Annotated in this window: 19 protein-coding genes; 3 read left to right on the top strand and 16 right to left on the bottom strand. The window is 74.0% G+C overall.

The genetic code is table 11. From position 1 onward, the window contains the following. Nucleotides 1–30 precede the first annotated feature (30 nt). From ACFQBR_RS03280 to ACFQBR_RS03255, 6 genes are all read right to left on the bottom strand, one after another. Nucleotides 31–654, bottom strand: a complete 624-nt coding sequence (locus ACFQBR_RS03280) for an HAD-IA family hydrolase (RefSeq protein ID WP_344176055.1) — start codon at nucleotides 652–654, stop codon at nucleotides 31–33. A 291-nt stretch (nucleotides 655–945) separates the two neighbouring features. Next, entirely contained in the window at nucleotides 946–2,160 is a 1,215-nt protein-coding gene (gene fahA, locus ACFQBR_RS03275; protein WP_344176053.1) for a fumarylacetoacetase, read from the bottom strand. A gap of 78 nt (nucleotides 2,161–2,238) precedes the next feature. Then, nucleotides 2,239–3,108 carry a hypothetical protein gene (locus tag ACFQBR_RS03270; protein WP_378552015.1) on the bottom strand — a complete coding sequence of 290 codons (870 nt, stop codon included), beginning with the start codon at nucleotides 3,106–3,108 and terminating at the stop codon, nucleotides 2,239–2,241. Continuing rightward, entirely contained in the window at nucleotides 3,105–4,313 is a 1,209-nt protein-coding gene (locus ACFQBR_RS03265) for a homogentisate 1,2-dioxygenase (RefSeq protein ID WP_267944567.1), read from the bottom strand. The genes ACFQBR_RS03270 and ACFQBR_RS03265 overlap by 4 nt, the downstream gene beginning before the upstream one ends. Before the next feature lie 143 nt (nucleotides 4,314–4,456). Then, nucleotides 4,457–6,154: an FAD-dependent monooxygenase gene (locus tag ACFQBR_RS03260; protein ID WP_352985284.1), complete on the bottom strand. Its 1,698-nt coding sequence runs from the start codon at nucleotides 6,152–6,154 to the stop codon at nucleotides 4,457–4,459. Between the two features lie 96 nt (nucleotides 6,155–6,250). Beyond that, nucleotides 6,251–7,213, bottom strand: coding sequence for an MBL fold metallo-hydrolase (locus ACFQBR_RS03255; RefSeq protein WP_267944569.1), 963 nt, complete (start codon nucleotides 7,211–7,213; stop codon nucleotides 6,251–6,253). A gap of 362 nt (nucleotides 7,214–7,575) precedes the next feature. Here ACFQBR_RS03255 and ACFQBR_RS03250 point away from each other — a divergent pair, with 362 nt between their 5' ends. From ACFQBR_RS03250 to ACFQBR_RS03240, 3 genes are all read left to right on the top strand, one after another. Continuing rightward, nucleotides 7,576–8,115: a MarR family winged helix-turn-helix transcriptional regulator gene (locus tag ACFQBR_RS03250; protein WP_267944570.1), complete on the top strand. Its 540-nt coding sequence runs from the start codon at nucleotides 7,576–7,578 to the stop codon at nucleotides 8,113–8,115. Between the two features lie 114 nt (nucleotides 8,116–8,229). Next, entirely contained in the window at nucleotides 8,230–9,285 is a 1,056-nt protein-coding gene (locus ACFQBR_RS03245; protein WP_267944571.1) for an aminotransferase class V-fold PLP-dependent enzyme, read from the top strand. A gap of 164 nt (nucleotides 9,286–9,449) precedes the next feature. Further along, nucleotides 9,450–10,808 (top strand): flavin monoamine oxidase family protein, encoded by a 1,359-nt coding sequence (locus ACFQBR_RS03240; protein WP_344176046.1) that lies wholly within the window; start codon nucleotides 9,450–9,452, stop codon nucleotides 10,806–10,808. A 279-nt stretch (nucleotides 10,809–11,087) separates the two neighbouring features. Here ACFQBR_RS03240 and ACFQBR_RS03235 read toward each other — a convergent pair whose 3' ends face one another. The 10 genes from ACFQBR_RS03235 to ACFQBR_RS03190 all read right to left on the bottom strand — a co-directional run bounded on the left by ACFQBR_RS03235 (nucleotide 11,088) and on the right by ACFQBR_RS03190 (nucleotide 25,084). Next, nucleotides 11,088–12,452 (bottom strand): TrkH family potassium uptake protein, encoded by a 1,365-nt coding sequence (locus ACFQBR_RS03235; protein WP_344176044.1) that lies wholly within the window; start codon nucleotides 12,450–12,452, stop codon nucleotides 11,088–11,090. Nucleotides 12,453–12,505: 53 nt separating this feature from the next. Next, a complete protein-coding gene (locus tag ACFQBR_RS03230) occupies nucleotides 12,506–13,213 on the bottom strand; it encodes a response regulator transcription factor (RefSeq protein ID WP_267944574.1) in 708 nt (235 codons plus the stop codon). Continuing rightward, on the bottom strand, nucleotides 13,210–15,711 hold the full coding sequence (locus tag ACFQBR_RS03225) for an ATP-binding protein (protein WP_267944575.1): 2,502 nt from the start codon (nucleotides 15,709–15,711) through the stop codon (nucleotides 13,210–13,212). Before ACFQBR_RS03225 ends, ACFQBR_RS03230 begins: the two co-directional genes overlap by 4 nt. Continuing rightward, nucleotides 15,708–16,328: a potassium-transporting ATPase subunit KdpC gene (gene kdpC, locus ACFQBR_RS03220; protein ID WP_344176041.1), complete on the bottom strand. Its 621-nt coding sequence runs from the start codon at nucleotides 16,326–16,328 to the stop codon at nucleotides 15,708–15,710. Before kdpC ends, ACFQBR_RS03225 begins: the two co-directional genes overlap by 4 nt. Before the next feature lie 24 nt (nucleotides 16,329–16,352). Continuing rightward, nucleotides 16,353–18,515: a potassium-transporting ATPase subunit KdpB gene (gene kdpB / locus ACFQBR_RS03215; protein WP_344176039.1), complete on the bottom strand. Its 2,163-nt coding sequence runs from the start codon at nucleotides 18,513–18,515 to the stop codon at nucleotides 16,353–16,355. A 6-nt stretch (nucleotides 18,516–18,521) separates the two neighbouring features. Then, nucleotides 18,522–20,192, bottom strand: coding sequence for a potassium-transporting ATPase subunit KdpA (gene kdpA, locus ACFQBR_RS03210; RefSeq protein ID WP_267944578.1), 1,671 nt, complete (start codon nucleotides 20,190–20,192; stop codon nucleotides 18,522–18,524). Next, nucleotides 20,192–20,281, bottom strand: coding sequence for a potassium-transporting ATPase subunit F (locus ACFQBR_RS03205; RefSeq protein ID WP_267944579.1), 90 nt, complete (start codon nucleotides 20,279–20,281; stop codon nucleotides 20,192–20,194). The genes kdpA and ACFQBR_RS03205 overlap by 1 nt, the downstream gene beginning before the upstream one ends. 380 nt (nucleotides 20,282–20,661) lie before the next feature. After that, on the bottom strand, nucleotides 20,662–22,110 hold the full coding sequence (locus tag ACFQBR_RS03200) for an alanine/glycine:cation symporter family protein (RefSeq protein ID WP_267944580.1): 1,449 nt from the start codon (nucleotides 22,108–22,110) through the stop codon (nucleotides 20,662–20,664). A gap of 389 nt (nucleotides 22,111–22,499) precedes the next feature. Beyond that, nucleotides 22,500–23,777: a GNAT family N-acetyltransferase gene (locus ACFQBR_RS03195; RefSeq protein WP_267944581.1), complete on the bottom strand. Its 1,278-nt coding sequence runs from the start codon at nucleotides 23,775–23,777 to the stop codon at nucleotides 22,500–22,502. A gap of 35 nt (nucleotides 23,778–23,812) precedes the next feature. Next, on the bottom strand, nucleotides 23,813–25,084 hold the full coding sequence (locus ACFQBR_RS03190) for a GNAT family N-acetyltransferase (protein ID WP_352985274.1): 1,272 nt from the start codon (nucleotides 25,082–25,084) through the stop codon (nucleotides 23,813–23,815). Between the last annotated feature and the right edge of the window lie 240 nt (nucleotides 25,085–25,324).

Here is a 25,324-nt window from a genome sequence, read left to right as displayed (position 1 = left end):
GGAGCCGGCCGGCCCGTCCTCGTACGGGCGCTACGCGGCCAGGACCTCCGCGAGCAGGTCGCGGGACGTGAAGACGTGGCCGCGCATGCCGACCCCCTCCGCCGCGCGGATGTTGTCCTCCCGGTCGTCCACGAAGAGGATGCGCTCCGCGTCCGCTCCCAGCGCGTCCCGGCACCAGAGGTAGGCACCCTCCTCGGGCTTGGCGTGGCCGATGCGGCAGGAGAGGCCACGGACCCGGAAGCGGTCGAACCAGGGATGCTCGGCCTCGTAGTGGGCGGCCAGCTCCTCCGGGATGTTGGAGAGCAGGGCGACGGTCCGCCCCGCGTCCGCCAGCTCCGCGACCAGCGAGACCATGGCGGCGTCGACGGCGCTCCAGCTGGCGATGTCGGCCTCCACCAGGTCCGCGACCCGGCGGTCGTCGAAGCGGGTGCCCAGGGCCCGGCCCATCCTGTCCCAGTAGCCGGGGCCGTCCACATCGCCCCGGTCGTAGTCGGGGCGCAGGTCCCAGTACGCCTTCCAGAAGGCGGGCGCCGGCGCGTCCGCGACTCTCACCAACCGGTCCCTGCCCTCCTCGGACTGGTGGCACGCGATGACGCCGAAGAGGTCGAAGAGCACGATGTCGGGGGTCTGCCCGGGATATTCGGAATGCACCATGCCGCCAGTGAACCCGACGGAGCTGCGCCCGGGCAAAGCGTCCCCGCGAGGACACTCCGGGCCCAGAGCCGCACGCGCCCCGGGCCGCCCGTGTCCGCCCGGGGCCGGGGCCTCCGCCCGGCCGCTTCCGGTCGCGCGGGCGGGCGTCCCCGGACCCGGGTGATCGGAGCGGATCTCCGCGGGGAGGGGTCGACCCTGCGAAGGGGGTTCGTCCCCGCCCTCCCCTGAGAAGGGGCGGCCCCGCGCGAACGGCCGCGCCGACCCCCTGGTCGGCGCGGCCGCGGCTCCCGCCTACCTGGCGGGGAGGATCCGGCCTGCCACCTCGCCGAAGTGCACCACCGTCCCGCCCGGCCCCGGCGCGGTCGCGGTGATGACCACCTCGTCGCCGTCCTCCAGGAAGGCGCGCTCGGTGCCGTCGGGCAGGCGCAGCGGCTCCTTGCCGCTCCAGGTCAGCTCCAGGAGGGAGCCGCGCTGGTCCGGCTCCGGGCCGCTGACGGTCCCGGAGGCGAAGACGTCCCCGGTGCGCAGGGAGGCCCCGTTGACGGTCATGTGGGCGAGCTGCTGCGCGGCGGTCCAGTACATCTGGTCGAAGGGCGGGTTCGACACCACGTGACCGTTGAGCCGTACCTCCAGGCGCAGGTCCAGACCCCAGGGCCGTGTGCCCCGCAGGTAGGGCAGCGGCTCGGGGTCCTGGGCGGGCTGCTCGACCCGGGCTGCCTCCAGGGCGGCGACGGGCACGACCCAGGGGGAGACGGAGGTGGCGAACGACTTGCCCAGGAACGGGCCCAGCGGCACGTACTCCCAGGCCTGGAGGTCCCGGGAGGACCAGTCGTTGAGCAGGAAGACCCCGAACACGTGGTCGGCGAAGGAGTCCACCGGCACGCTCTCGCCCATCGGGCTGGGCGTGCCCACGACGAACCCGACCTCGGCCTCGATGTCCAGGCGCACGGACGGCCCGAACACCGGTGCGGGCTCGGTCGGCGGTTTGCGCTGGCCGGTGGGGCGCACGATGTCGGTGCCCGACACCACGATGGTCCCCGAGCGGCCGTGGTAGCCGATCGGGAGGTGCTTCCAGTTCGGGGTGAGGGGCTCCTGGTCGGGGCGGAAGATCCGGCCGACGTTGGTGGCGTGGTGCTCCGAGGCGTAGAAGTCCACGTAGTCGGCCACGGTGAACGGCAGGTGCAGGCGCACCGACGACCGGTCCACCAGGTGCGGGCGGACGGCGTCGGCGTGGACGGGATCGGTCAGCCACGCGGTGAGGGCGGTCCGCACCTGGTCCCACACGGGGCGTCCGGCCGCCAGCAGGGCGTCCAGGCCGGGCCCGGCGACGGTGTCCGCGAACGGGGCGCCCAGTGCGCGGGCCGTGCCGCCGAGGTCCAGGACGTGTTCCCCGATGGCCACGCCCACGCGCGGCCCGGGGTCGGAGGCGGTGCTGAACACCCCGTAGGGCAGGGTGGCCGGGCCGAACTGCGCGTCCGGGTCGAGGTCGAGCCAGCTGTCGGGCATGAGCGGTGCTTTCTGGGAGTGGGCGTTCGGTGGTCCGGGGTCCGGGGCGGTCCGGCCGGGGAGCCGCCCCGGAGCCGGTCAGTGGTGCAGGGCCCGCCGGGGACGGGGTGCGGGCAGGGCTCCGAGGACGACCAGGTCCTCCAGCGGCTCGGTGACGCTACACGTGCCGAAGGACCGGAAGCGTCCCCGCACCTCCTCCGCCCCGCCGTCGGTGAGCCCGGCGGCGAGGCCGGCCACGGTCGTGCCGTCCCGTTCGGCCAGGATCCGGGCTGCGTCGCCGGAACCGCCGCCGTCGAGGAGGGCGCCGGTCGCGAGGAGCACGTTGAGGAACCCGTGCTGCTCGAACCCCTCCCGGGTCGTGTGGCGGACCGCGTGGTGGAGCCCGGCGGTGCACTTGAACGGCAGGCCCAGTGCGACGGCCGCGTGCAGGAGCTCCGCGAGCTCGTCCTCGCCGGGGTGTGCCTCCGGGGTGAGTCCTCCGGTGCGGAACTTGGCGCTGTGGCCGCTGCCGGCCAGTGCCTCCAGGTCCTCGCGCACGCCTGCCCCGCGGGAGACCTCCACGAAGCCCTCGGCGCCCCCCGGCAGGTGGGAGTCCAGCGCCCCGGCCGCCTCCCGGGCGCCGCCGGGCGCCGCCGCGACCTCGACACCGGCCAGGCGCAGGGCCGGGTCGGCGAGGACCGCGTCGACGGCCGCCCCCACCGCGCCCGCGCCGCCGGGGACGGTGACGGCCACCGCGAGGGGGGCGCGGCCGTCGTCCTCCGGCTCCCTGCCCAGGACGGCGCGCAGCTCGGCCACGCGCGCGTCGGCGACCAGGAAGGGGCCCACGTACCCGGCCCGGGGGCCCGCCAGGTGGGCCCGGTGGGCGGCCAGCGCCTCGCCCATCGGCGCGTTGCCCGGCGGGAAGAGGGCCGCGTCGTCGAACAGCTTCCGGTAGAGGGCGCCGCTCACGACCGGTCCCCCCTTCCCCCGGCCCAGGTCCACGCGTATCCGCCGTCGTCGCTCGCGACGCCGCCCTCCCCGAGGTCGAGCGGGCGGAAGGTGTCCACCATGACGGCGAGCTCGTCGAAGGACTCGGCGCCGATGCTGCGCTCGTAGGCGCCGGGCTGCGGCCCGTGGGAGTGGCCGCCGGGGTGCAGGGAGACGGAGCCCTGGCCGATGCCGGAGCCCTTGCGGGCCTCGTAGTCGCCGCCACAGTAGAACATGACCTCGTCGGAGTCCACGTTCGAGTGGTAGTAGGGCACCGGGATGGCGCCGGGGTGGTAGTCCACCTTGCGGGGGACGAAGTTGCAGATGACGAAGTTGTGGCCCTCGAACACCTGGTGGACGGGCGGCGGCTGGTGGACGCGGCCGGTGATGGGCTGGAAGTCGGCGATGTTGAAGGCGTACGGGTACAGGCAGCCGTCCCAGCCGACGACGTCGAACGGGTGCTGGGGGTAGGTGTACCGGGTGCCGGAGATCCCGCCGGGGCCGTTGCCCCGGTGCTTGATGAGTACGTCGACGTCCTCGCCCTCGGCCAGCAGCGGCTCGGAGGGGCCGCGCAGGTCGCGTTCGCAGTAGGGGGAGTGCTCCAGGAGCTGGCCGTACCTGGACAGGTAGCGCTTGGGCGGGGCGATGTGGCTGTTGGCCTCCACCACGTACGCGCGGAGCGGCTCCTCGCCGGTGGGCACCCAGCGGTGGGTGGTCGCGCGCGGCAGGATGACGTAGTCGCCCTGACCGACCTCCAGGAGGCCGAACACGGTCTCCACCCGGGCGCTGCCGGACTCCACGTACACGCACTCGTCGCCGATGCCGTTGCGGTACAGCTCGGAGGGGGCGCCCGCGACCACGTAGGAGATGCGCACGTCGTCGTTGCCCAGGACGAGGCGGCGCGACTCGACGACGTCGGCGGCCTTCCAGTCCTCTCCGGTGAACAGGTCGTGGAGGCGGAGGTGGCGCGGGACCATCGGCGCGTTGCGGGTGCGGGTCTGGGCGGGCACCTCCCATTCGGCCGCGGCGACGATGGCCGAGGGGATGGCGCGGTGGTAGAGGAGCGAGGAGTCGGAGGAGAATCCCTCCTCCCCCATCAGCTCCTCGTAGTACAGCCCGCCTTCGGGGTTGCGGTGCTGGGTGTGGCGGGTACGGGGCACCTCGCCGATCCGTCGGTAGTGGGCCATGGCGGTTCTCTCCTCACCGTGGGCTGGTCCGGGCCGACCGTGGTCGTACCCGTGCTGGGCTGTCGTGGTTCGGGTTCCTGGTCCGGTGCGGACGGCGGCCCGGCCCGCCCGGGGGCGGGCACGGAACCGGGGTCGGCGGAGGGTCAGGCGGTCGGGGCCGACCGCTCGGGGCGGGCGGTCGCCGCGGGGGACGCGGGGGCCTCCGCCGCGGCGAGGCCGAGGCAGGTGCGGACGGCGGTGCGGACGGCGCCGTGGTCCGCTCCGGGGACGACGGCGGCGACATGGGCGTCGGGGCGCACCAGCCACACCTGTCCGGGTTCGGGCTCCAGCGCGGCGGCGAGCGCGCCCGTGGTGTCGATCCCGTCGAGGTAGAGGGCGGTGACGGGGGCCCGGGTCGCCTCCTGCGCGGCGCTGCGCGCGCCGTCCAGGAAGGAGGCCGGGTCGAGGCCGGCGGGGGCGGCGCCCAGGAGGAGGGTGAGCCCCTCGCGCAGCAGCGGCCGGATCCGCTCCGCCGCGCCGGGAACGGTGACCGGGGCGTCGGGAAGGATCACACCGGGGCACGGGGAGGGGGTCGCGCCCCTCGGCGGCCGTCCGCCGAAGGGGCGTTCGGGGCAGGGGGTGGTCAGGGACGACTCCGTGTACCAGAAGGGTTCGGCGAGGCGGCCGGAGTCGACCAGGGCCCGGGCGGAGTCGTCCGTGAGGGCCCGTTCGAGCACGCCGACGCGGGTGCTGTGCTCCTCGTCCCCGTGGGGGACGAGGAAGCGCATGGTCGCACCGGTGACCTCGGCGTTCTCCCGCGCCGCGGCGTGGCGTTCGGCGTGGTAGCTCTCCAGGAGGTCCTCCCCCGCCCATCCGGCGAGGACGTAGGCGAGCTTCCAGGCGGCGTTCTCGGCGTCCTGGACCCCGGAGTTGAGCCCGCGGGCGCCGAAGGGCGCGACCAGGTGGGCGTTGTCGCCGAGGAGCAGGACGCGTCCCTCGCGCATGCGCTCGACGACGCGGGTGTGGAACCGGTACACCGAGTGCCAGACGATCTCGTAGGGCGTGTCCCCGACGATCTGGCGGATGCGCGCGTCCAGGCGCCCGTCCGACTCCTCCGCCTCCAGGTCGAAGTCGGCCGGGACCTGCCAGTCGATGCGGTACACCGAGTCCGGGCAGGGATGGATGAGGACCTGTCGGCCCGGGTTCCATGCGGGGTCGAAGTAGAAGCGGCGTTCGCGCTCCCACCCGGGGAGGTCGGCGCGGATGTCGCAGATGAGGAAGCGGTCCTCGAAGGTGGTCCCGTCGAAGGACAGCCCGAGCGCGTCGCGGACCACGCCGCCGTGGGCGCCCAGGCAGGAGAGCGCGTGGGAGCCGCGCAGCAGGACGGGCCCCCCGGGGGTGTCGCACTCGACGGTGACGCCGCGCGCGTCCTGGGCGATGCCGGTGACCCGGTGGTTCCACCGGGTCCGCACCCCCGCCGCGGCCAGGCGCTCGTCCAGGACCTCCTCGGTGCGGGACTGGGAGATGTTGACGAACGGGGGCAGGGGCGAGGCCCCCGGGTCGGCGAGGTGGACGCTGAACAGCTCGTTCTCGCGGTAGAAGGTACGGGCCGTGTCCCAGGTGACGCCCTCCTCCACGAGGCCGCCCGCGCCCAGCCAGTCCCAGACGTCGAGGACGTCGCGCTGCTGGCAGATGGCCTTGGAGCCCACGGCGTCCCGCTCGGGGCGTCCGTCCAGGAGCTGGACGGGGACGCCGCGCCGGGCGAGCAGCAGGGCGGCCGTCTGGCCGACCGGTCCCGCTCCGAGCACCAGGACGGGGTCGGCGCCGGGGTCGGCGGGGGTGCGTGGAGCGGGGGGTCGCATGTGGGGCTCCGTTCGGTCTGGGCGCCCGGCGGGGCGCGGAGTGGAGTGGATGGGAGGCGGTCGGCGCCGGACCCGTGCCGGACGGGTCAGGCCGGATCATCCCTGGAGCTGGGCCCACACCTCGCGGTCGCGCTCGGCCGTCCAGATGACGGGCCGCTCGATACCGCGGAACTCGTCCCACAGGCGCGAGACGTCGAAGGGCAGGCAGTGCTCGAAGATGGGCCAGTGGCCGTAGTCGCCCTCGAGCGCCGCGTGCGTGGCGGTGAAGGCCTCCTTGAGGGTGCCGCCGCGCTCGTGGACGGCCCCGACCTCGCGGATCATCACGTCGAGGAAGTTGCGGGTCTGCTCGATGGCGGCGTCGACCTCGTCGCGGCCCCTGCTGACGGCGCCGCGCCCGCCGACGAGCATCTCGGCGCCGAGCGCCTTGACCCGGTCCAGGGTCTGCCCGGCCCAGTCCTTGTGGAAGGCGTCGCCGGTGTAGAGGGCGGCCTGAGCCTCGACGAGGTCGCCGGCGAAGAGGATCTTCTGCCGGGGCAGCCAGGCGACGATGTCGCCCTCGGTGTGGCCCCGCCCGAAGTACTGCAGGACGAGTTCTCCGCGGTCGCCGCCCAGGTCGATGGTGGTGCGGTCGGCGAAGGTCTGCGTGGGCCAGGTGAGGCCGGGGACGGAGTCGGCGTCCTTGGCCAGGCGGGGCATGCGGCCGAACTCGCTGGCCCAGTCCTCCTCGCCCCGCTCGCGGATGAGTTCGTGGGTCTTCTCGTGGGTGAGGATGATCTCGGCGTCGAAGGCGCTGGCCCCGAGGACGCGCACCGCGTGGTAGTGGGAGAGCACCAGGTAGCGGACCGGCTTGTCGGTCTGCTCGCGCAGGACCTTCAGCCAGTCGCGTGCGGCGGCGGGGGTGGCGAGGGCCTCGAAGGCGACGACGAAGTCCTCGCCCTCGATGGCGCCGACGTTGGGGTCGCCCTCCGCGGTCAGCGCGTAGACCCCGTCGGCCAGGACCTCCAGTGTCTGCGGCTTGGCCTCGGTGTCGGCGGAGGAGGCGAACGGCTTGGCTGCCATGGTCTGAGGACCCTTCACTCGCTCAGGATGGCCGCGGCCACCCAATTGATCAAAGGTTTGACGATCATGACCCTAACGTGCTCCACGCCACAGGACCAAGAGACGCGGAGCCACCAGTGGAGTGATACAGGTCACACATCAAGGCTACCCGGGGAACCACTCCGACCAGCCCGTTCGCCTGTCCCACCCGCCCCACGACCACCGCGCACCCCGCCGAAGGAGCATCGCGGTCCCGGTCCCGCCCCGGGCTCCCGCCGGGGCGCCGGCGTGCCCGCGCGCCGCTCCGGCCCGCCGCGACACGGGGCCGGAGCGTGCGTTCCCCGGCCCGCGGACGCGCCGCACCAGGGGTTAGGCTGGGCGCCGTGACCCACGACACCGCCCCCCCAAGCGATCTCACCTTCTGGTCGTTCGTCGACTACGCGGTGCGGAAGGCCGAACAGGAACTGCCCTCCGTCAACGCCGACGCCATGCGCATGGTCCTGACCCTCAACCGGGCCACGAGCATGGTCGTCTACGACCTGGAGTCCTCCGTCCACCGCCCGCGCGGTCTCACCTGGCCGGGGTTCCGGGTGATCTTCGCGCTGTGGCTGGCCGGCCCCATGGAGGCCAAGACCACCGCCGAGATCTCCGGCATGAGCCGGGCGGCCCTGTCCGCGCTCCTCAACACCCTCGAACGCGACGGGCTGATCGTCCGCGAACGCGCCACCCACGACCGGCGCGCCCTCCAGCTCACCCTCACCGAGGCCGGGTACGGGGCGATCCTCGGCGGCTTCCGCGCGCACAACAGGCGCGAGACCGCCTGGGCCGCCGCCCTCGAACCCGAGGAGCGCACCGAGCTGGTCCGCCTGCTCAACAAGCTCATGGCCGGGTCCACCGAGGCCAAGGCCAAGTTCCGCAACTGACCCGCACGCCTGCGCCCCGGGCCGCCCGGAGCCGGCGGGCCCCGGCCGAGGCGGAGTCCGCTCCGACCCGGATTGGACCTTGAGCGCCGTCCCGCGAACGGCGAGCATCGGACCATGCACAACACCGGCCGCGACCGCCTCCGCTCCGCGCAGAGCCAGTTCTCCCCCGAGACGACCTACCTCAACACCGCCACCCACGGGCTGACCCCCCGCACGGCCCTCCTCGAACTGGAGCGGCACCTGCGCTCGGTGGGCGCCGGACGGTTCTCCCCCGCGGAGGCGGACCCCGGCATCGCCGCGGCCCGCGGCGCCTATGCCCGCCTCACGGGCGTTCCCGTCGAACGGGTGGCCATCGGCTCCCACGCCTCCCAGTTCGTCGGGACGATCGCCGCGAGCCTGCCGCCCGGTTCCGAGGTCCTGACCGCCGCCCGCGAGTTCAGCTCCGTCGTCCACCCCTTCCTCGCCCGGGAGCCGCACGGCGTCCGGGTGCGCGAGGTGCCCCTGGACCGGCTGGCCGACGAGGTCGGCCCGGGCACCGCCCTGGTCGCCGTCTCGGCGGTGCAGTCCTCCGACGGCGCCGTCGCCCCGGTGGAGGACCTCCTGGAGGCCTGCGCCCACCACGGGGCGCGGCTGATGCTGGACACCACCCAGGCGGGATGGCTGCCCCTCCCCCTGGAGCGGGTCGACTACACCGTGTGCAGCACCTACAAGTGGCTGCTGGGGCCGCGCGGCTCGGCCTTCCTCACCGCGACCGCGGAGGCGCTGGCCGGGCTCGGCCCCCTGGCCGCGAACTGGTACGCCGCCGCCGACCCGTGGAACTCCCTCTACGGAGGCCCCCTGGAGCTCGCCGACGGGGCGCGGCGCCTGGACCTGGCCCCCGTGTGGTTCTCGTGGGTCGGGTTGGCGCCCGCCCTGGAGCTGGTCGAGGAGGTCGGCCTCGAGACGGTCCGCGAACACGACGCCGGGCTCGGCGACCGGCTGCTCACGGCACTGGACCTCCCGCCGGCCGGGTCGGCGATCGTGTCCCTGGCCGTGTCCGAGGACCTGTCCCGGAAGGTCGCCGAGGCCGGGATCGCCGCGTCCACCCGCGCCGGACGGCTCAGGGTGTCCTTCCACCTGTACAACACCGAGGAGGAGGTGGACCGGCTCGTCAAGGTCCTGACCTCCTGAGACCCCGGGCTCCCGCTCCCCCGGCGCCGGTCCCGCGCGTCCGCCCTCCCCGCGCCGGTCGCGTACGGCGCCGGCGGCCCGCTCGGGGCCGCCGCCCGGCACTCCACCGCACCTGGGACCGTTGAGCCATCACAGGGAAGCGGAAGACGAGGAGAGAGTGGGCCGTGGAGCACAGCGATGTCGTCATCGTGGGAGCCGGGCTGTCGGGACTGGCCGCGGCGTGGCGGCTGAGGGCGGGCGGCGTCCGCTCGGTGGTGGTCCTGGAGGGCCGGGTCGCGCCGGGAGGGCGCGCGGCCGCGGTGTCCCCGCCGCCGGACGGCCTGCCTCCGGCGAGCATGTACGCGCGGCGGTCGGACCGGGACCTGCTGGAGCTGGCGGCGGCCCTGGACGTCCCGGTCGACGAGCTGCCCGACGACCCCGGGCTGAGCGACCTGCGCATCGACGAGGACGGCGGGACCGAGGCCAGCGACGAGCACATGCCCCTGGGCGCCTCCTGGTGGACCCTGCTCCGCAACGAGTGGATCCTGGGGCGCGTCGCCCGGCTCGCCGAGGGGGTCGACTTCGCCGAGCCCTGGCGCTCGGCCGACGCCGAGCACCTGGACGCCCTGACCGTCCGCGGGTGGCTGCGCTCGCACACCTCCGACCCGGACCTGCTCGAACTGGTCGAGGAGCAGCTGACCCTGGCCGCGGCCCTGCCCGCCGACCGCATGAGCATGCTGTGGCTGCTCGCCCACCTGGGGCCGGAGCCGGACAGGGGCGAACGGCCCCTGCGCCTGGACGCCGACCTCCTGGTGCGCAGGCTGGCCGCGTGGGCGGGCGACGCCGTCCGGCCCGGCCACCACGTCTCCCGCATCGAGCACGGCGACGGGAGGGTGCGGCTCTCGGGCGACTGGGGGTCGCTGTCGGCCGACCGCGTGGTCGTCGCGTGCCCGCCCTCCGACGCCGGCCGCCTGGAGGTGGCGCCCCCGCTCCCGGCGAGCCGCCGCCGACTCCAGAGGCAGTGGCCGCAGGCCGAGGTCATCCGCACCGAGATCGTCTACTGGCGACCCTTCTGGCGCGGGTTCGGCCTGTCCGGGGAGATGCACTTCGACGACGGCGTCCCCGCGTGGACCGTCGACGACAGCCCGCCCGGGGCCTCCCAGGGACGCCTGGTGGCCCACACCTACACGTTCGGCGAGGCCGATCCCCTGGGCGCCGACCAGAGCGTCGCCGACGACCCGGAACGCCACCGGGCCCTGCTGCTGGAGAACCTGAGCGGTGTGCTCGGCCCCTTGGCGGCGAATCCGGTCTCCCTCCGCCAGCCCCTGCCGGACGCCGACCCCTACAGCCGCGCCTACCAGTCCCCGATGCCTCCGGGGTTCCTGACCGAGTTCGGCCCCCTCCTGCGCGCTCCGGTGGGGCCGCTCCACTGGGCCGCGACGGAGACCGCGGTGTTCCCGTGCAACGGGACCCTCGACGGCGCCGTCAGGAGCGGGTACCGCGCGGCCGACGAGGTCCTGGACCCGACAGCCCGCGGAGCCTGAGGGTCCGGAGCCCGGGGAGGGGCGCGGGACCGGAGACCCCCTCCCCGCGCGGGGAGGGGCCGCCGCTGCGGCCGGGGCGGGGGCCGCCGTGCCGCCCCTGCTCCGCCGCGGCGGCCCCGCTCCTCCCTGACGGGGGCGGAGGCGCCTGTCCCGCCCCCGGCAGGGCCCCGCGACCCGCCGGCGCGGGGCGGTGGCGCCCGTGAGGGCGGAGGCTCCGGGAGAGGTCCCGCCGGACCCGGAGCCACCGCGGCGCCCGCCCGTGGGGGGCGCGGAGGTCCCTCAGCCCACGATGGGGCGCTCCTCGGGCAGCTCGTAGGCGCGCGCCCGGCGCCGCAGCGCCAGGGCCGACGCCAGGGCGATCGGGCCGATCCTGCCGACGAACATCAGGAAGACGAGCACCATCTGCCCCGGGACCGGGAGGTCCGCGGTGATGCCGGTCGACAGGCCGACCGTGGCGAAGGCCGACGTCGTCTCGAACAGGATCTCGTCCAGGGTGAAGGTGGTCATCGTCATCAGCGCGAGCGTGCCGGCGAGGACCAGGGACAGGGACAGCAGCACCACGGTGACCGCCTGGGAGGCGACGCCCTCGCCCAGGCGGCGGTGGCCGACGTGGACGGTGGGCTCTCCGCGCACGTTGGCCAGGACCACGAACAGCAGGACCGCGAACGTCGTCACCTTGATGCCGCCGGCGGTGCCCGCGCTGCCGCCGCCGACGAACATCAGGAGGTCGGTGACCAGCAGCGTCTGGGTGTTCATGGCACCGAAGTCCAGGCTGTTGAAGCCGGCCGTGCGCGGCATGACCGCCTGGAAGAACCCGGTGAGGAGCTTGCCGCGCAGGTCCAGCCCGCCCATCGTGGCCGGGTTGTCCCACTCCAGGGCCAGGAAGGCCGCGAAGCCGACCGCCAGCAGGCACCCCGTGACGGACAGGGTGATCCTGGCGTGGATCGTCCAGGTGTGCCGCTCACCCCTGCGTCGCGCGAACCGCCACAGTTCCACCCACACCGGGAACCCCAGACCTCCCGCGACGACCCCCACGGCGACGGGCACCGTGATCCACGGGTCGGTGGCGTACCCCATGAGGCTGTCGGCGAAGGGCGAGAAGCCGGCGTTGTTGAAGGACGAGACCGCGTGGAAGAGGCCCAGGTAGGCCGCGGAGCCGAGGGGGAGGTCGTACCCGATCCACCAGCGCAGCGTGAGGACCGCCATGACGGCCGTCTCGAAGACGAGGGTCACCGTGAGGATGCCGACGGCGATCCGGCGCACCTCCCCCAGGGTGAGGGTCTTGGTCTCCGAGCCGGTGCGCACGGCCATGCGCAGGCCCAGGTGGCGGCCCACCACGAGGGTGAGCACGGTCGCCAGGGCCATGATGCCGAAGCCGCCCACCTGGATGAGCGCCAGGATCACGCCCTCGCCCAGGGGGGACCAGTGGCCCCCCGTGTCGACCACCGCGAGGCCGGTCACGCTGGCCGCGGAGGTGGAGGTGAACAGGGCGGCGGCGAACGGCGTCCGTTCCCCGCTCTCGGTGGCGGCGGGGAGCGCCAGCAGACCCGCCCCGCAGAGCACGAGGAGCGCGAACGTCAGCACGGTGAGCTGCGGCGGGCTGATCCGCTGCGAGAGGTCCCGAAGCCGTCGTCCGGCGCGCACGCCGGTCCGGCCCCGACGCCGCGGCGGTCCAGGTCTTCGCCCGGGGCCCGGGTTCACGCCTCCCCGCCGTCGGAGCCGCCCTGCAGGAACCGGTATCCCATGCCGGGCTCGGTGATCAGGAAGCGCGGCGACTTCGGCTCCGGTTCGATCTTCTTGCGGATCTGGGAGACGTACAGGCGCAGGTAGCCGGTGTCGTGGACGTGGTCGGACCCCCAGATGTCGGAGAGGAGCGTCTGCCGCGTCACGAGCTTGCCCGAGTGGCGGACGAGGATCTCCAGGAGGCGCCACTCGGTGGGCGTCAGCCGGACGAGCTCCCCGCCGGAGGGGCCGGGCCGGGTCACCGTCCTGGCGGAGAGGTCGACGGTCAGGTCCCCCACCCGCACGACCGGGTCCGAGTCGCCGCCGACGCCCCGGCGGGTCAGGGCGCGGACGCGCGCCAGCAGCTCGTCGATGGCGAAGGGCTTGGTGATGTAGTCGTCCGCACCGGAGTCCAGGGCCCGGACCTTGTCCACGGAGTCGGTGCGCCCGGAGACGACGAGGATGGGCGCGCTCGTCCACCCCCGGATGCCCTCGATGACCCCGACGCCGTCCAGGCGGGGCATGCCCAGGTCGATCAGGTACAGGTCCGGGCGCTGGTCGACGGCGGCCCTGAGGGCGTCGGCGCCGTTCGTGGCGACGACGATGTCGTAGCCGCGTGCGCGCAGGGTGACCCGCAGTGCCCGGAGGATCTGCGGGTCGTCGTCGGCGACGAGGATCTTCACCGGTCCGTCCTTCCAGAAGCCTGTCCGTCCGCGACGGGCAGGGAGATGACCATCGTCAGTCCTCCGCCGGGGGTGTCCTCGGCGGAGAGCCCGCCCCCCATCCCCTCCACGAAGCCCTTGGAGAGGCTGAGCCCCAGGCCGAGCCCGGTGGTGTTGTCGGTGTCGCCCAGGCGCTGGAACGGTACGAACAGCTGCTCCCGCCGGTCGGGCGGGACGCCGCCCCCGTGGTCGATGACGCGGATCTGCACGGTGTCCCCGAACACGCTCGTGGCCACGCGCGCGCTGCGGTCGCCCGGCGAGAACCGGACGGCGTTGGCGAGGATGTTGACGATGGCCCGCTGCAGCAGGCCCGCGTCCGCGCGCACGCACGGCAGGTCGGGGTCCAGGTCCAGGTCGACGTCGGCGGGACCGAGGTCCAGCTCGTCCAGGGACGGCAGGATCACCTCGTCGACGTCGGTGGCGGCGAGCGAGACCACGAGGGCTCCGGCCTGGATGCGGCTGACGTCGAGGAGGTCGGTCACCAGGCCGGTCAGCGTGGTCAGGCTCTCCTCCGCCGTGGCGAGCAGCTCGTCGCGGTCCGCGGGGGACCAGCTGACCTCGGACGAGCGCAGACTGCTGACCGCGGTGGTCGCCGCCGTCAGCGGCCTGCGCAGGTCGTGGCTGACCGCCGACAGCAGGGCGCTGCGCACCTGGTCGTTCTCGGCGAGCGGGCCGACCTCGCTGGCCGTGTCGCTCAGGTCCTGGTGTTCGAGGGCCGCGTCGATCTGCGCGGCGATCACGCCGAGGAGCCGCCTCTCGGAGGCGCCAGGCTCGGCGCCGTGGAGTTCGAGGGAGGCGCGGTCGCCGACCCGCACGACGGCGGGCTCCTCCCCTCCCCGTGGCTGCCCGGACGCGCACAGGACGTCCTCCCCCGAGCGCAGCCGCACGGCGTCCAGTCCGAACGCCTCCCTGGTGCGGTCCACCAGCGCCTGGAGGGCGTCCTGGCCCCGCAGGACGCTGCCCGCGACCGTGGCGAGGAGTTCGGACTCCGCCCCGGCCCGGAGGGCGGAGCGCGACCGGCGCGCCGCCTGGTCGACGATGTAGCTGACGAGGGAGGCGTTGACGACGTAGAGGACCAGGGCGAGCAGGTGGACCGGTTCGTCGACCGTGATGGTCCGCACCGGTTCGATGAAGAAGTAGTCCAGTGTGACCGCCGACAGGACGGCGGTGTACAGCGCGGGCCAGATGCCCCCGACGAGCGCGACGACGATGACCAGCAGCTGGTAGGCCAGGACCTCGACGACGATGGACTCGGCGCTGCGCTGGCCGACGAGCAGCCAGGTCAGGACGGGGCCGCCGAGCACCGAGAGGGCGAAGCCCAGGAGGCGGCGCCTGGCGGTCAGCGCCCCGCCCGGCCGGGGGAGCGCGAAGCGTCCCCCGGCCGCCGCGTGGTTGACGATGTGGACGTCGATGCCGCCGGACTCGCGGATGACGGTGGCGCCGATGCCGGGGCCGGTCAGGGCGGTGGCGAGGCGCCCCCGGCGGCTGATGCCGATGACCAGCTGGGTGGCGTTCACCGCGCGGGCGAACCCGACGAGGGACTCGGGGATGCCGTCGCCGACCACCTGGTGGAAGGTGCCGCCGAGTTTCTCGGTCAGGGCCCGCTGCGCGGCGAGTGCCCCGGGACGGCCCTCGCGCAGCCCCTCCTGGCTGCTCACGTGCACGGCCAGGAGCTCGCCCCCGGAGGAGCGCGCGGCGATGCGCGCCCCCCTGCGGAGCAGGGTCTCCCCCTCGGGCCCGCCGGTCAGGGCGACGACGACGCGCTCCCGGGCCTCCCACGTGCTGTCGATGCGGTGCTCGGCCCGGTAGTCCTTCAGCGCGCTGTCCACCTCGTCCGCCAGCCACAGCAGCGCGAGCTCGCGCAGCGCGGTGAGGTTGCCCAGGCGGAAGTAGTTGGACAGGGCGGCGTCGATCCGCTCGGCGGGGTAGACGTTCCCCGCCGCCAGGCGGTCCCGGAGGGCCTGCGGCGCCAGGTCGACCAGTTCGATCTGGTCGGCGGCGCGCAGCACCTGGTCCGGGACGGTCTCGCGCTGCGGGACGCCGGTGATCCGCTGGACGACGTCGTTGAGGGACTCGATGTGCTGGATGTTGACGGTCGTGATGACGTCGATCCCGGCCGCCAGCAGCGCCGACACGTCCTCCCAGCGCTTCTCGTGGCGCGCCCCCGGGGCGTTGGTGTGCGCGTACTCGTCGACCAGCGCCGTCCCCGGACGGCGCGCCAGGACGGCGTCCAGGTCCATCTCGGCCAGGCCGACGCCCCGGTGGGACACCGTCGTCCGGGGCACCGCCTCGACGCCCTCGGCCATCGCCGCCGTGCCGCAGCGGCCGTGCGTCTCGACGACGGCGACCACGACGTCCCCGCCCTCCTCGCGCAGGCGCCGCCCCTCCTCGAGCATGGTGTAGGTCTTGCCGACCCCGGGAGCGGCGCCCAGGAAGACCCTCAGCCGGCCTCTCCTCATCTGCCTTCCGCCCCCCACCCGTCGACGGCGAGGTTCAGCTTCAGGACGTTGACCCTCTCCTCGCCCAGGAACCCCAGGTCCCGGGGCTCGATACTACGCCGGACCAGGTCCTGGACGTCCGCTGCCGGCACCCCCCGCGCCTCCGCGACGCGCGGCGCCTGGAGCAGCGCGTACGCGGGGCTGATGTGCGGGTCCAGACCGGAACCCGAGGCGGTCAGGGCGTCCGCGGGGACGCTCCCGGGATCGACCCCCTCGAACTCCGCGACCGCCGCCCGCCGTTCCTCGACCGTGTCCACGAGGTCGGGGTTCTCCGGGCCGAGGTTGCTCCCGCCGGAGGCCCCGGCGTCGTGTCCGTCGCCGGCGGCGGAGGGCCGGGACTGGAACCACTCGGGGAGCGGTGCGCCGTCGGCGCCGGTGAAGGACTGCCCGATCAGGGACGAGCCGACGACCGTGCCGTCCTGCGCCCTGACGAGCGAGCCGTCGGCGCGTTCCGGCATGAGCACCCGGCCGACGCCGGTCACAGCCAGCGGATAGACCAGGCCCAGGACGACGGTGAGGACCAGGAACGCCCGGAGGGCGGTTCCTTGGTGGCGGATCAGTACGCGTGTGGAACCCATGGTGGGTGTCTCCCTTCGGAGCCGTCAGAAACCGGGAAGAAGGCTGACGGCGAGGTCGATGAGTTTGATGCCGGCGAAGGGGGCCGCCACTCCGCCGAGCCCGTAGACGAGCAGGTTGCGGCTGAGGATCTGCGGCGCGCGCAGGGGCCGGTACCGGACACCGCGCAGCGCGAGCGGGATGAGGACCACGATGATCACGGCGTTGAAGACGATCGCCGACATGATCGCGGACGCGGGAGAGGCCAGGCCCATGACGTTCAGCGCGCCCAGACCGGGGAAGACCCCGGCGAACATGGCCGGGATGACCGCGAAGTACTTGGCGATGTCGTTGGCGACGGAGAACGTGGTCAGCGCCCCCCGGGTGATGAGCAGCTGCTTGCCGATACGGACCACGTCGATGAGCTTGGTGGGGTCCGAGTCCAGGTCCACCATGTTCCCGGCCTCCTTGGCCGCCGAGGTGCCGGTGTTCATCGCCACGCCGACGTCGGCCTGGGCCAGCGCGGGGGCGTCGTTGGTGCCGTCCCCGGTCATCGCGACGAGCCCGCCCCCCTGCTGCTCCCTGCGGATGAGGGCGAGTTTCTGCTCCGGGGTGGCCTCGGCGAGGAAGTCGTCCACCCCGGCCTCGGCGGCGATCGCCTTCGCCGTCAGGGGGTTGTCCCCGGTGACCATCACGGTGCGGATGCCCATCTCGCGGAGTTGCGCGAAGCGTTCGGCGATGCCCTCCTTGACCACGTCCTTGAGGTGGATCACGCCCAGTACGGCGGTGTGTCCCGAGGGCCTGCGCACCGCCACGACCAGCGGTGTGCCCCCGCTGTCGGAGATCCGTCCGACCCGGTCCTCCAGCTCCGTGCGGACGACGGGGCCCACGGGGCCCGTCTCCCGGACCCAGGCGAGCACCGCCGAGCCCGCGCCCTTGCGGATCAGGGTGCCGTCGGGCAGGTCGACACCGCTCATCCGGGTCTGGGCGGTGAAGGGGACGACCTCGCCGGGTGACGCGGCGTCCACCACCACCCCCTCGGCGCGGGCGAGTTCCACCACGGAGGTGCCCTCGGGGGTGGGGTCAGCCAGGGAGGCCAGCGCCGCGGAGCTGACCAGGTCCGGCTTCCGCACGCCCTCCAGGGGCACGAACTCGCTGGCCCGCCGGTTGCCGTGGGTGATGGTGCCGGTCTTGTCCAGCAGCAGGGTGGTCACGTCGCCGGCGGCCTCGACGGCGCGGCCGGACATGGCCAGCACGTTGTGCTGCACGAGGCGGTCCATGCCGGCGATGCCGATGGCGGACAGCAGGGCGCCGATGGTGGTGGGGATCAGGCACACGAGCAGCGCGACCAGGACGGGGACGCTGACCGGCGCCCCGGCGTAGGAGGCGATCGGGTGCAGGGTGAGGGCGACGACCACGAAGACGACCGACAAGCTCGCCAACAGGATGTTGAGCGCGATCTCGTTGGGGGTCTTCTGCCGCTCGGCACCCTCGACCAGGGCGATCATCCTGTCGACGAAGGTCTCCCCCGGCCTGGACGTGATGCGGACGACGATCCGGTCCGAGAGCACGCGGGTGCCGCCGGTGACGGCGCTGCGGTCGCCGCCGGACTCGCGCACCACGGGCGCGGACTCCCCGGTGATCGCCGACTCGTCCACCGAGGCGATGCCCCAGACGATGTCGCCGTCGCCGGGGACCGGTTCTCCCGCCGAGACGGCCACGACGTCCCCGGGGCTGAGATCGGCCGAGGAGACGGGGCGTGTCCCGGTGTCCTCCGCGGAGGGGTCGGCCTCCGGGTCGTAGCCGACCACCAGGTTCGCCGCGGTGCTGGTCCGGGTCCTGCGCAGGCTGTCGGCCTGGGCCCTGCCCCTGCCCTCGGCCACGGACTCGGCCAGGTTGGCGAAGACCACGGTCAGCCAGAGGCAGCCGGCGATCGCCCAGGTGAAGCCCGCCGGGATCGGCGAGCCCCCGGACGCCTCGGGGCCTCCGAAAAACGGTTCGGCGACCGCCATGGCCGTGGTGAGCGCGGCCCCGACCTCGACGACGAACATGACGGGGTTGCGGTACATGATCCGCGGGTCGAGCTTGCGCAGCGCCCCGGGGAGCGCGGCGGCGACCTGGGCCGGTCCGAACGCCCTGCGGCGGTCTCCGGTCGCGGGGTCGGCGCTCGGCGGCGCCTCGGCGACGGGTGTGCGGGATGTCGTGGTCATGGTCGGTTACAGTCCTTCCGCCAGGGGGCCCAGCGCGAGCACGGGGAAGTAGGTCAGGGCGGTCACCACGACGGTGACGCCGATCAGCAGGCCGACGAACTGCGGTCTGTGGGTGGGCAGGGTGCCGCCGGTCGCGGGCGCCTTGTCCTGGGCCGCGAGTGCGCCGGCCAGGGCGAGGACGAACACGATCGGGACGAACCGTCCCAGCAGCATGGCGATGCCCAGCGCGGTGTTGAACCAGGGCGTGTCCGCGGTCAGCCCGGCGAAGGCCGAGCCGTTGTTGTTGGACGCCGACGTGAACGCGTACAGCACCTCGGACAGGCCGTGGAGGCCGGGGTTGAGGATCGACGTCGCCTCCACGCCGGCGCGGACGGCGGGCACGGCGAAGCTGAGCGCCGTCCCCGCGAGGACCAGGGTCGGGGAGACGAGGATGTACAGGCTGGCGAGCTTGATCTCGCGCGGACCGATCCTCTTGCCGAGGTACTCCGGGGTGCGGCCGACCAGGAGGCCCCCGACGAAGACGGCCAGGAGGGCGAGCACCAGCATCCCGTAGAGGCCGGAGCCGACACCGCCGGGCGCGACCTCGCCGAGCATCATGTTGACCATCGGCACCATGCCGCCGAGGGCGGTGTAGGAGTCGAACATCGAGTTGACCGCGCCGGTCGAGGTCAGGGTGCTCGCCGAGCCGAACAGGGCGGAGGCGATGACGCCGAACCGTTGCTCCTTGCCCTCCAGCGCCGCTCCGGCGGCCTCGGGCGCCGCTCCGGCGCCGTTCAGCTCCAGGGCGGTGAGGGCGGTGAGGGAGACCACGAAGATCGCCGCCATGGCGGCGAGGACGGCGTAGCCCTGCCGGTGGTCGCCGACCATCCGGCCGAAGGTGCGCGGCAGCGAGAACGGGATCGCCAGCATGAGGACGATCTCGAACAGGTTGGTCCACGGCGAGGGGTTCTCGAACGGGTGCGCGGAGTTCGCGTTGAAGTAACCGCCGCCGTTCGTGCCCAGGAGCTTGACCGCCTCCTGGGAGGCCGCCGTTCCGCCGGGGATCGTCTGCGTCGCGCCGGCCAGGGTCCGGACCTCGGTGGGGCCGCCGAGGTTCTGGACGACACCGCCCGCGATCAGGACCACGGCCGCGACCAGGGAGATCGGCAGGAGGATGCGCAGCGTTCCACGGGTGAGGTCGACCCAGAAGTTGCCGATCGTGCCCGACCGGCGGCGCGCCAGTCCGCGGACCAGGGCGACGGCGACCGCGAGGCCCGCGGCGGCCGAGACGAAGTTCTGGACGGCCAGCCCGCCGAACTGCACGAGGTGGCCCACGGTCGCTTCCGGCGAGTACGACTGCCAGTTGGTGTTCGTCACGAACGACGCCGCGGTGCTGAACGCGAGCCCCTCGGGGACGGGCGGCAGCCCGAGGGAGAGGGGCAGGAACGCCTGGAGCCGCTGGAGCAGGTACAGGAACAGCAGGCCGACCGCGGAGAAGGCGAGCACCCCGCGCAGGTACGCCTGCCACGACTGCCCGGACGCCGGGTCCACTCCGATGAGCCGGTAGAAGCCCCGCTCGACCGCGAGGTCGCGGGGGGAGGTGAAGACGCGCGCCATGTACTCGCCGAGGGGCCGGTACAGCAGGGCGAGGACCAGCGCGACGGCGGCGGCGGGGAGGACCGCGAGGAGGACGGCCATCAGAACCGCTCCGGTTTGACGAGGGCGTACACGAGGTAGGCGACCGCGGCCGCCGCGAGCGCGGCCGCGAGGAGGTCGAAGGCGATCACAGCTTCGCGACCCCCCGGCCGATCACGCCGACCAGCGCGAAAGCGGCGAGCGCGGTGAGCACGTAGACAACGTCGAGCACGGGGCGACTCCCTGGGGTGAAGGGTGTGCCCCTCTGTCCGGGGCACGGGCCTCGAAGGCCTGAAACCCATACAAAACCCCTGGAACTGCGCCGATGCCGTTCCTAACGGCTTCCATGCGGAACCGGTGGTGAATCCTCACGGCATCCATGCGGCCCGTCGCCGTGCGGGACGCGGGGCCGGCCCCCGCACGGCGCCCTTCCCTGCGGAGCCGTGGCCCCAGACTCCCCGGAACACGGAACGGGGGCGCGGTCTCGACCGCGCCCCCGTTCACCCCGTCCGGATCCGCTCCGGCGCCCCCGTCACTGCTGACGGGCGTCCACCAGGTCGGGTTTCTTCCAGTCCGGGTCCGAGAAGTACTTCTTGGTCTCCGCGACGATGACCCCGCTGAGCACCAGCAGGCCGATGAGGTTGGGGACCGCCATCAGGCCGTTGGCCGCGTCGCTGAACGCCCAGGCGATGCTGAGGTCGGTCGTGGCGCCGACGTACACGACGAGGACGAACACGATGCGGAACGGGATGACCGCCTTGCGGCCGACCAGGTAGTCCAGGCAGCGCTCACCGTAGTAGGACCAGCCGACCAGCGTGGTGAAGGCGAAGAACATCAGGCTGATCGCCACGATGGCGCCGCCGACCGGGGCCAGCCCCGGCGAGATGGAGCCCAGGGCCTCGCTCATGGCCCAGTTGGTCATCAGGGCGCCGTCGCCCGTGTCCGCCTCGGCGTGCCAGGCGCCGGTGACGATGATGACCAGGCCCGTCATCGTCACGACGATGATGGTGTCGATGAAGGTCTGGGTCATGGAGACCATCGCCTGGCGGACCGGGTGCGCGGTCTTGGCCGCGGCGGCGGCGATGCCGCCGGTGCCCAGACCCGACTCGTTCGAGAACATGCCGCGCGCCATGCCCTGCTGCATCGCGAGGATGAACGCCGAGCCCAGGAACCCTCCGACCGCGGAGGTGCCGGTGAAGGCGTCGGTGAAGATCAGGGCGATGGCCGCCGGGATCTCGGTGACGTAGACGGCCAGGACCACGAGGGCGGCCAGGACGTAGGCGATGATCATGAACGGCACGACGCCGGCGGCGAAGCGGCCGATGCTCTTGATGCCGCCGAGGATGACCGCGGCGACCAGCACGACCATGACGATCCCGGAGAGCCAGGTCGGCACGCCGAAGGTCGAGTCGAGCTGGCCCGCGACGGCGTTGGCCTGCGTCATGTTGCCGATGCCGAAGGAGGCCACGGCGCCGAAGAGCGCGAACAGGGTGCCGAGCACCAGGCCGAGTCTCGCCCCTCCGCTGCCGGGGCCGAACTTCTCGGCGAACCCGTGGCGCAGGTAGAACATCGGGCCGCCGCTCATCTCGCCCTTGGAGTCGGGGCGGCGGTACTTCACGCCGAGCAGGGCCTCGCTGTACTTGGTGGCCATGCCCAGGACGCCGGTGACCCACATCCAGAAGAGGGCTCCGGGGCCTCCGACGCCGATCGCCAGGGCCACGCCCGCGATGTTGCCGACGCCGACGGTGGCCGCGAGGGCGGTGCTGAGCGCCTGGTAGTGGGAGATGTCGCCCTTGGCCTGGCCGCCCTCGGTGCGGCGGATCAGCGCCAGCCACAGCGCGTGCCCGAGCACGCGGAACTGGAGCCCGCCCAGCCTGATGGTGAGGTAGACGCCCACGATCAGGAGCAGGGGTATCAGGAAGAACGGTCCCCACACGAAGGAAACGACGGCGTCCAGGATCGCCTGGATCGTATCGGTCATCAGAGTGTGTCTCCCTGTCGTCGATGGGTGGGCGCCCCCGGCGGGCCGGAGGCGGGTCCGAAGGCGTGCACGGAAGCGTTACAGGTGACGGTTACATCCGTGTCACGTGTTCCTGCCGCTACGGTCTCTGCTCACGCGCCGCGCCGCCCGCACCGCGGTCCCCGGCCGTCCGGAGGGCCGGGCGGCGCCGCCGCGGCGACCAGTATCCCGCTCCGGGGGCGCGGACACGCGCCCACGCGCGGCGGGTCCCGGGACGGTCCGCCGGGGCGGGCCGTGGAGCCCCGGGGCGGGGCACGCCGTGTCCCGTGCCCGTCGGAGCGGCGGGAGGGGGCCCTGCTGGCCGGTCCGCTGCCCGTGGCGGGAGCGGACCGGCCCGCGGCGGGCGACGGTCAGAAGATGCGGCCGCAGAACGGGGCGTCCGCCCGGTGCAGGGCCGCGTCCAGGCCGGCCACGGCGCCGGGGGTGTGCTCGGTGAGCAGGCCCGCGCGCAGGTACCCCTCCAGGGAGGTCTGCCCCAGGTAGGCGGCGCCCAGGTGCGACACGTCCAGGGAGACGTCCGGGGCGTCCTGTACGGCCTCCACCCGGGCTCCCCCGCGGTCGGCGCCGATCCTCCACCGCCCGGCGTTCCACGGCGCGTGGCGGTCGGCGACCTCCACCACCGCCTCCACCGGTGCCGCGTAGGAGCGCTCGGCGAGCGCCCCCGGCACGTCCACCAGCCGCATCCACAGGGACGTGTAGAGCGTGGGGACGACGCGGTCCCTGTCCACGACCAGGTGGCGCAGGGGGTTGTCCTCCGCCAGGAAGCCGAACCTGACCCTGCTCGTCAGGTCGCGGTTGAACAGGTGCTCGAACAGGGCCGTCCAGGCGGCGGGGGCGGTCGCCAGGACCTCCTCGACGTGCACCTCGCCACGGGCCCCGTCACCCGACCACTTGTTCAGGGTGCGGTAGAGGGCGTATCCCAGGGGGCCGTCCGGCCCGCTCACGACGGCGGCCAGCCTCGGGCTCTTACCGTCGCGGGAGTCGGGCTTGTCCCGCAAGAACCTGTCCCACCAGTGGCTCCCGCGCTGGAACTGGCCGACCTGGGCCGCCGCCACCTCGCGGTGCACGAGCGCGAGGTCGTCGCGGACCCGGACGGGGTCGGCGAGCCGGACCCGCAGGGCGGGGTCCCGGGGCGCCTCCGGGCGCAGCACGCCGTACTGGCGCTGGACGGCCGTCTCCATCTCGGTCGCGGCCGGGCCGTAGCCGAAGCGGCCGTAGATGGCCCCCTCCGAGGCCCACAGGGCCGCGTACCTGCCGCCGGAGGCGCGGATGTCGGCCAGCTGCCGGCGCATCAGCGCGCTGAGCACGCCCCTGCGCCGGTACGTGGGCCACACGCCCACGGCGGTGACCCCCGCGACCGCGCGGGGCCCGCCGGGCAGCGCCATCTCGAAGGGGAAGTGGTTGGTGGCGCCCACGACCTCCTCCGCGTCCCCCTCCCCGTCGACCGCGACGAGGACGCGGTCGTACCCGACGGCGTCGTGCAGGGGGAAGGCGCGCTCCGCCATCGTGTCCGGGTCGTCGCCCGCGAGGAGGGCCTCGCCCACGACCCTGAGCACCTCGGGGAACTCGTCCCGGTCGGAGCCGCGCACGGTCCACGCGGGTCTCTCGGTCTCGGGGTTCTTCGTCATGCCGTTGCTACCGTTCTTCGTGTCTTCGCGGTCGGTCAGAAGTCCGTGGTGCACAGGGGTGCGCGGGGCACGTGCAGCGCGGTGTCCAGGCGGGCGGCCGCCCCCGGCGCGTGCTCGACGGCCAGGCCCGCGTCCACGAAGGCGGTCAGGGAACCGCCCCCCAGGTACACGGCGCCCAGGTGGGACACGTCCAGGGTCAGGTCGGGGGCCGCGTCGGCCGCGTCGGCGCGGGCTTCCCCGCCGCCGGCCCTGAGCCGCCAGCGCCCGGCGTTCCAGGGGGCGAACCGGTCGGTGACCTCCAGGACGGTGTCCAGGGGCGTGGCGTAGGAGCGTTCGGCCAGGGCGCCGGGAAGGTCCACCAGGCGTACCCACAGGGAGTCGAACTCCCGGCGCGCCAGTCGGCGCGGGTCGGCCAGCAGCACGGTGAGGATGTCGTCCTCGGCGAGGTTGTCCAGGTGCGCCGAGGAGACCAGGTCCCTGGAGAACAGGTGGTCGTACAGGGCGACCCCGGCCCGGGCCGTGGCCGCGACGGCCTCCCGGACGCGGACCTCCCCCGTGGGGAGGCGGTCCTCCCACTTGTGCAGGACGCGGTAGAGGGCGTAGCCCTCGGCCCCGTCGGGGCCGCGCACGACGGCGGCGCGCAGCGGCCCGGCGCCCCGGCGGTCCCGCTCCTCGTCGTGCAGGAGCCATCCCCACCAGCCGGGCTTCCGGAGGATGTGGCCGTTGCGGGCGGAGGCCGTCCGGCGGTGCAGCTCCTCGATCTCGCCGCGGACGTGCCCGGGTTCGGTGAGGTCGACGGTGAGGGCCGGGTCGCGCGGGGCCCCGGGCCGCAGCGCGGCGTGGGCGAGCTGGACGGAGGCCTCGAACTGCCGGACGGCCGGGCCGTAGCCGAAGCGGCCGTAGATCGTGCCCTCCGAGGACCAGAGGACCGCGAGCTTCTCGCCGCGCTCGCGGACGTCGGCCAGCTGGCGCCGCATCAGCGCGCTGAGCACGCCCCTGCGCCGGTACGTGGGCCACACGCCCACGGCGGTGACCCCCGCGACCGCGCGGGGCCCGCCGGGCACGGTGAGGGTGAGCGAGTACGCCATGGTGGTGCCGACGATCCGCTCACCGTCCAGGGCGACCAGGGCGCGGTCGTACTCCGCGCTGGGGAAGTCCCGCTCCTCGCGGAGGAGCCTCTCCACCGGCAGGCCGATGGCCTCCGAGAAGACCGCCGCGAACTCGGGGTACTCCTGCTCCGTGCTTGTGCGCACGGCCCATCCCAGGTCGTCGTTGCGAGGGGGAACGGGGTGGTGAGCGCCTGCCATGGGCCGACCCTCTCAGTCGCGCCCGGCGCGGCGCCAGTGGTTTTCCGCGTGTCGGCGCGATCGTCCCCCGGCGACCGGCCCCGGTCGCCGGGGGCGGGTGCACCTCGCCGACCCGACCGCTCCCCCGCGGCCCGCGCCCCTCCGGGGCCGCGAGGAGGAGGAGGCCGTCGCGGCGCCGGAGGTCGCGCGCGACCTCCGTCCCGCGGCCGTCGTCCACAGGCGCGGGACCGAGGAGTAACC

The organism is Nocardiopsis tropica (assembly GCF_042660575.1).
GTDB lineage: Bacteria > Actinomycetota > Actinomycetes > Streptosporangiales > Streptosporangiaceae > Nocardiopsis > Nocardiopsis tropica.
This window is presented reverse-complemented; position numbering and strand designations above follow the sequence as displayed.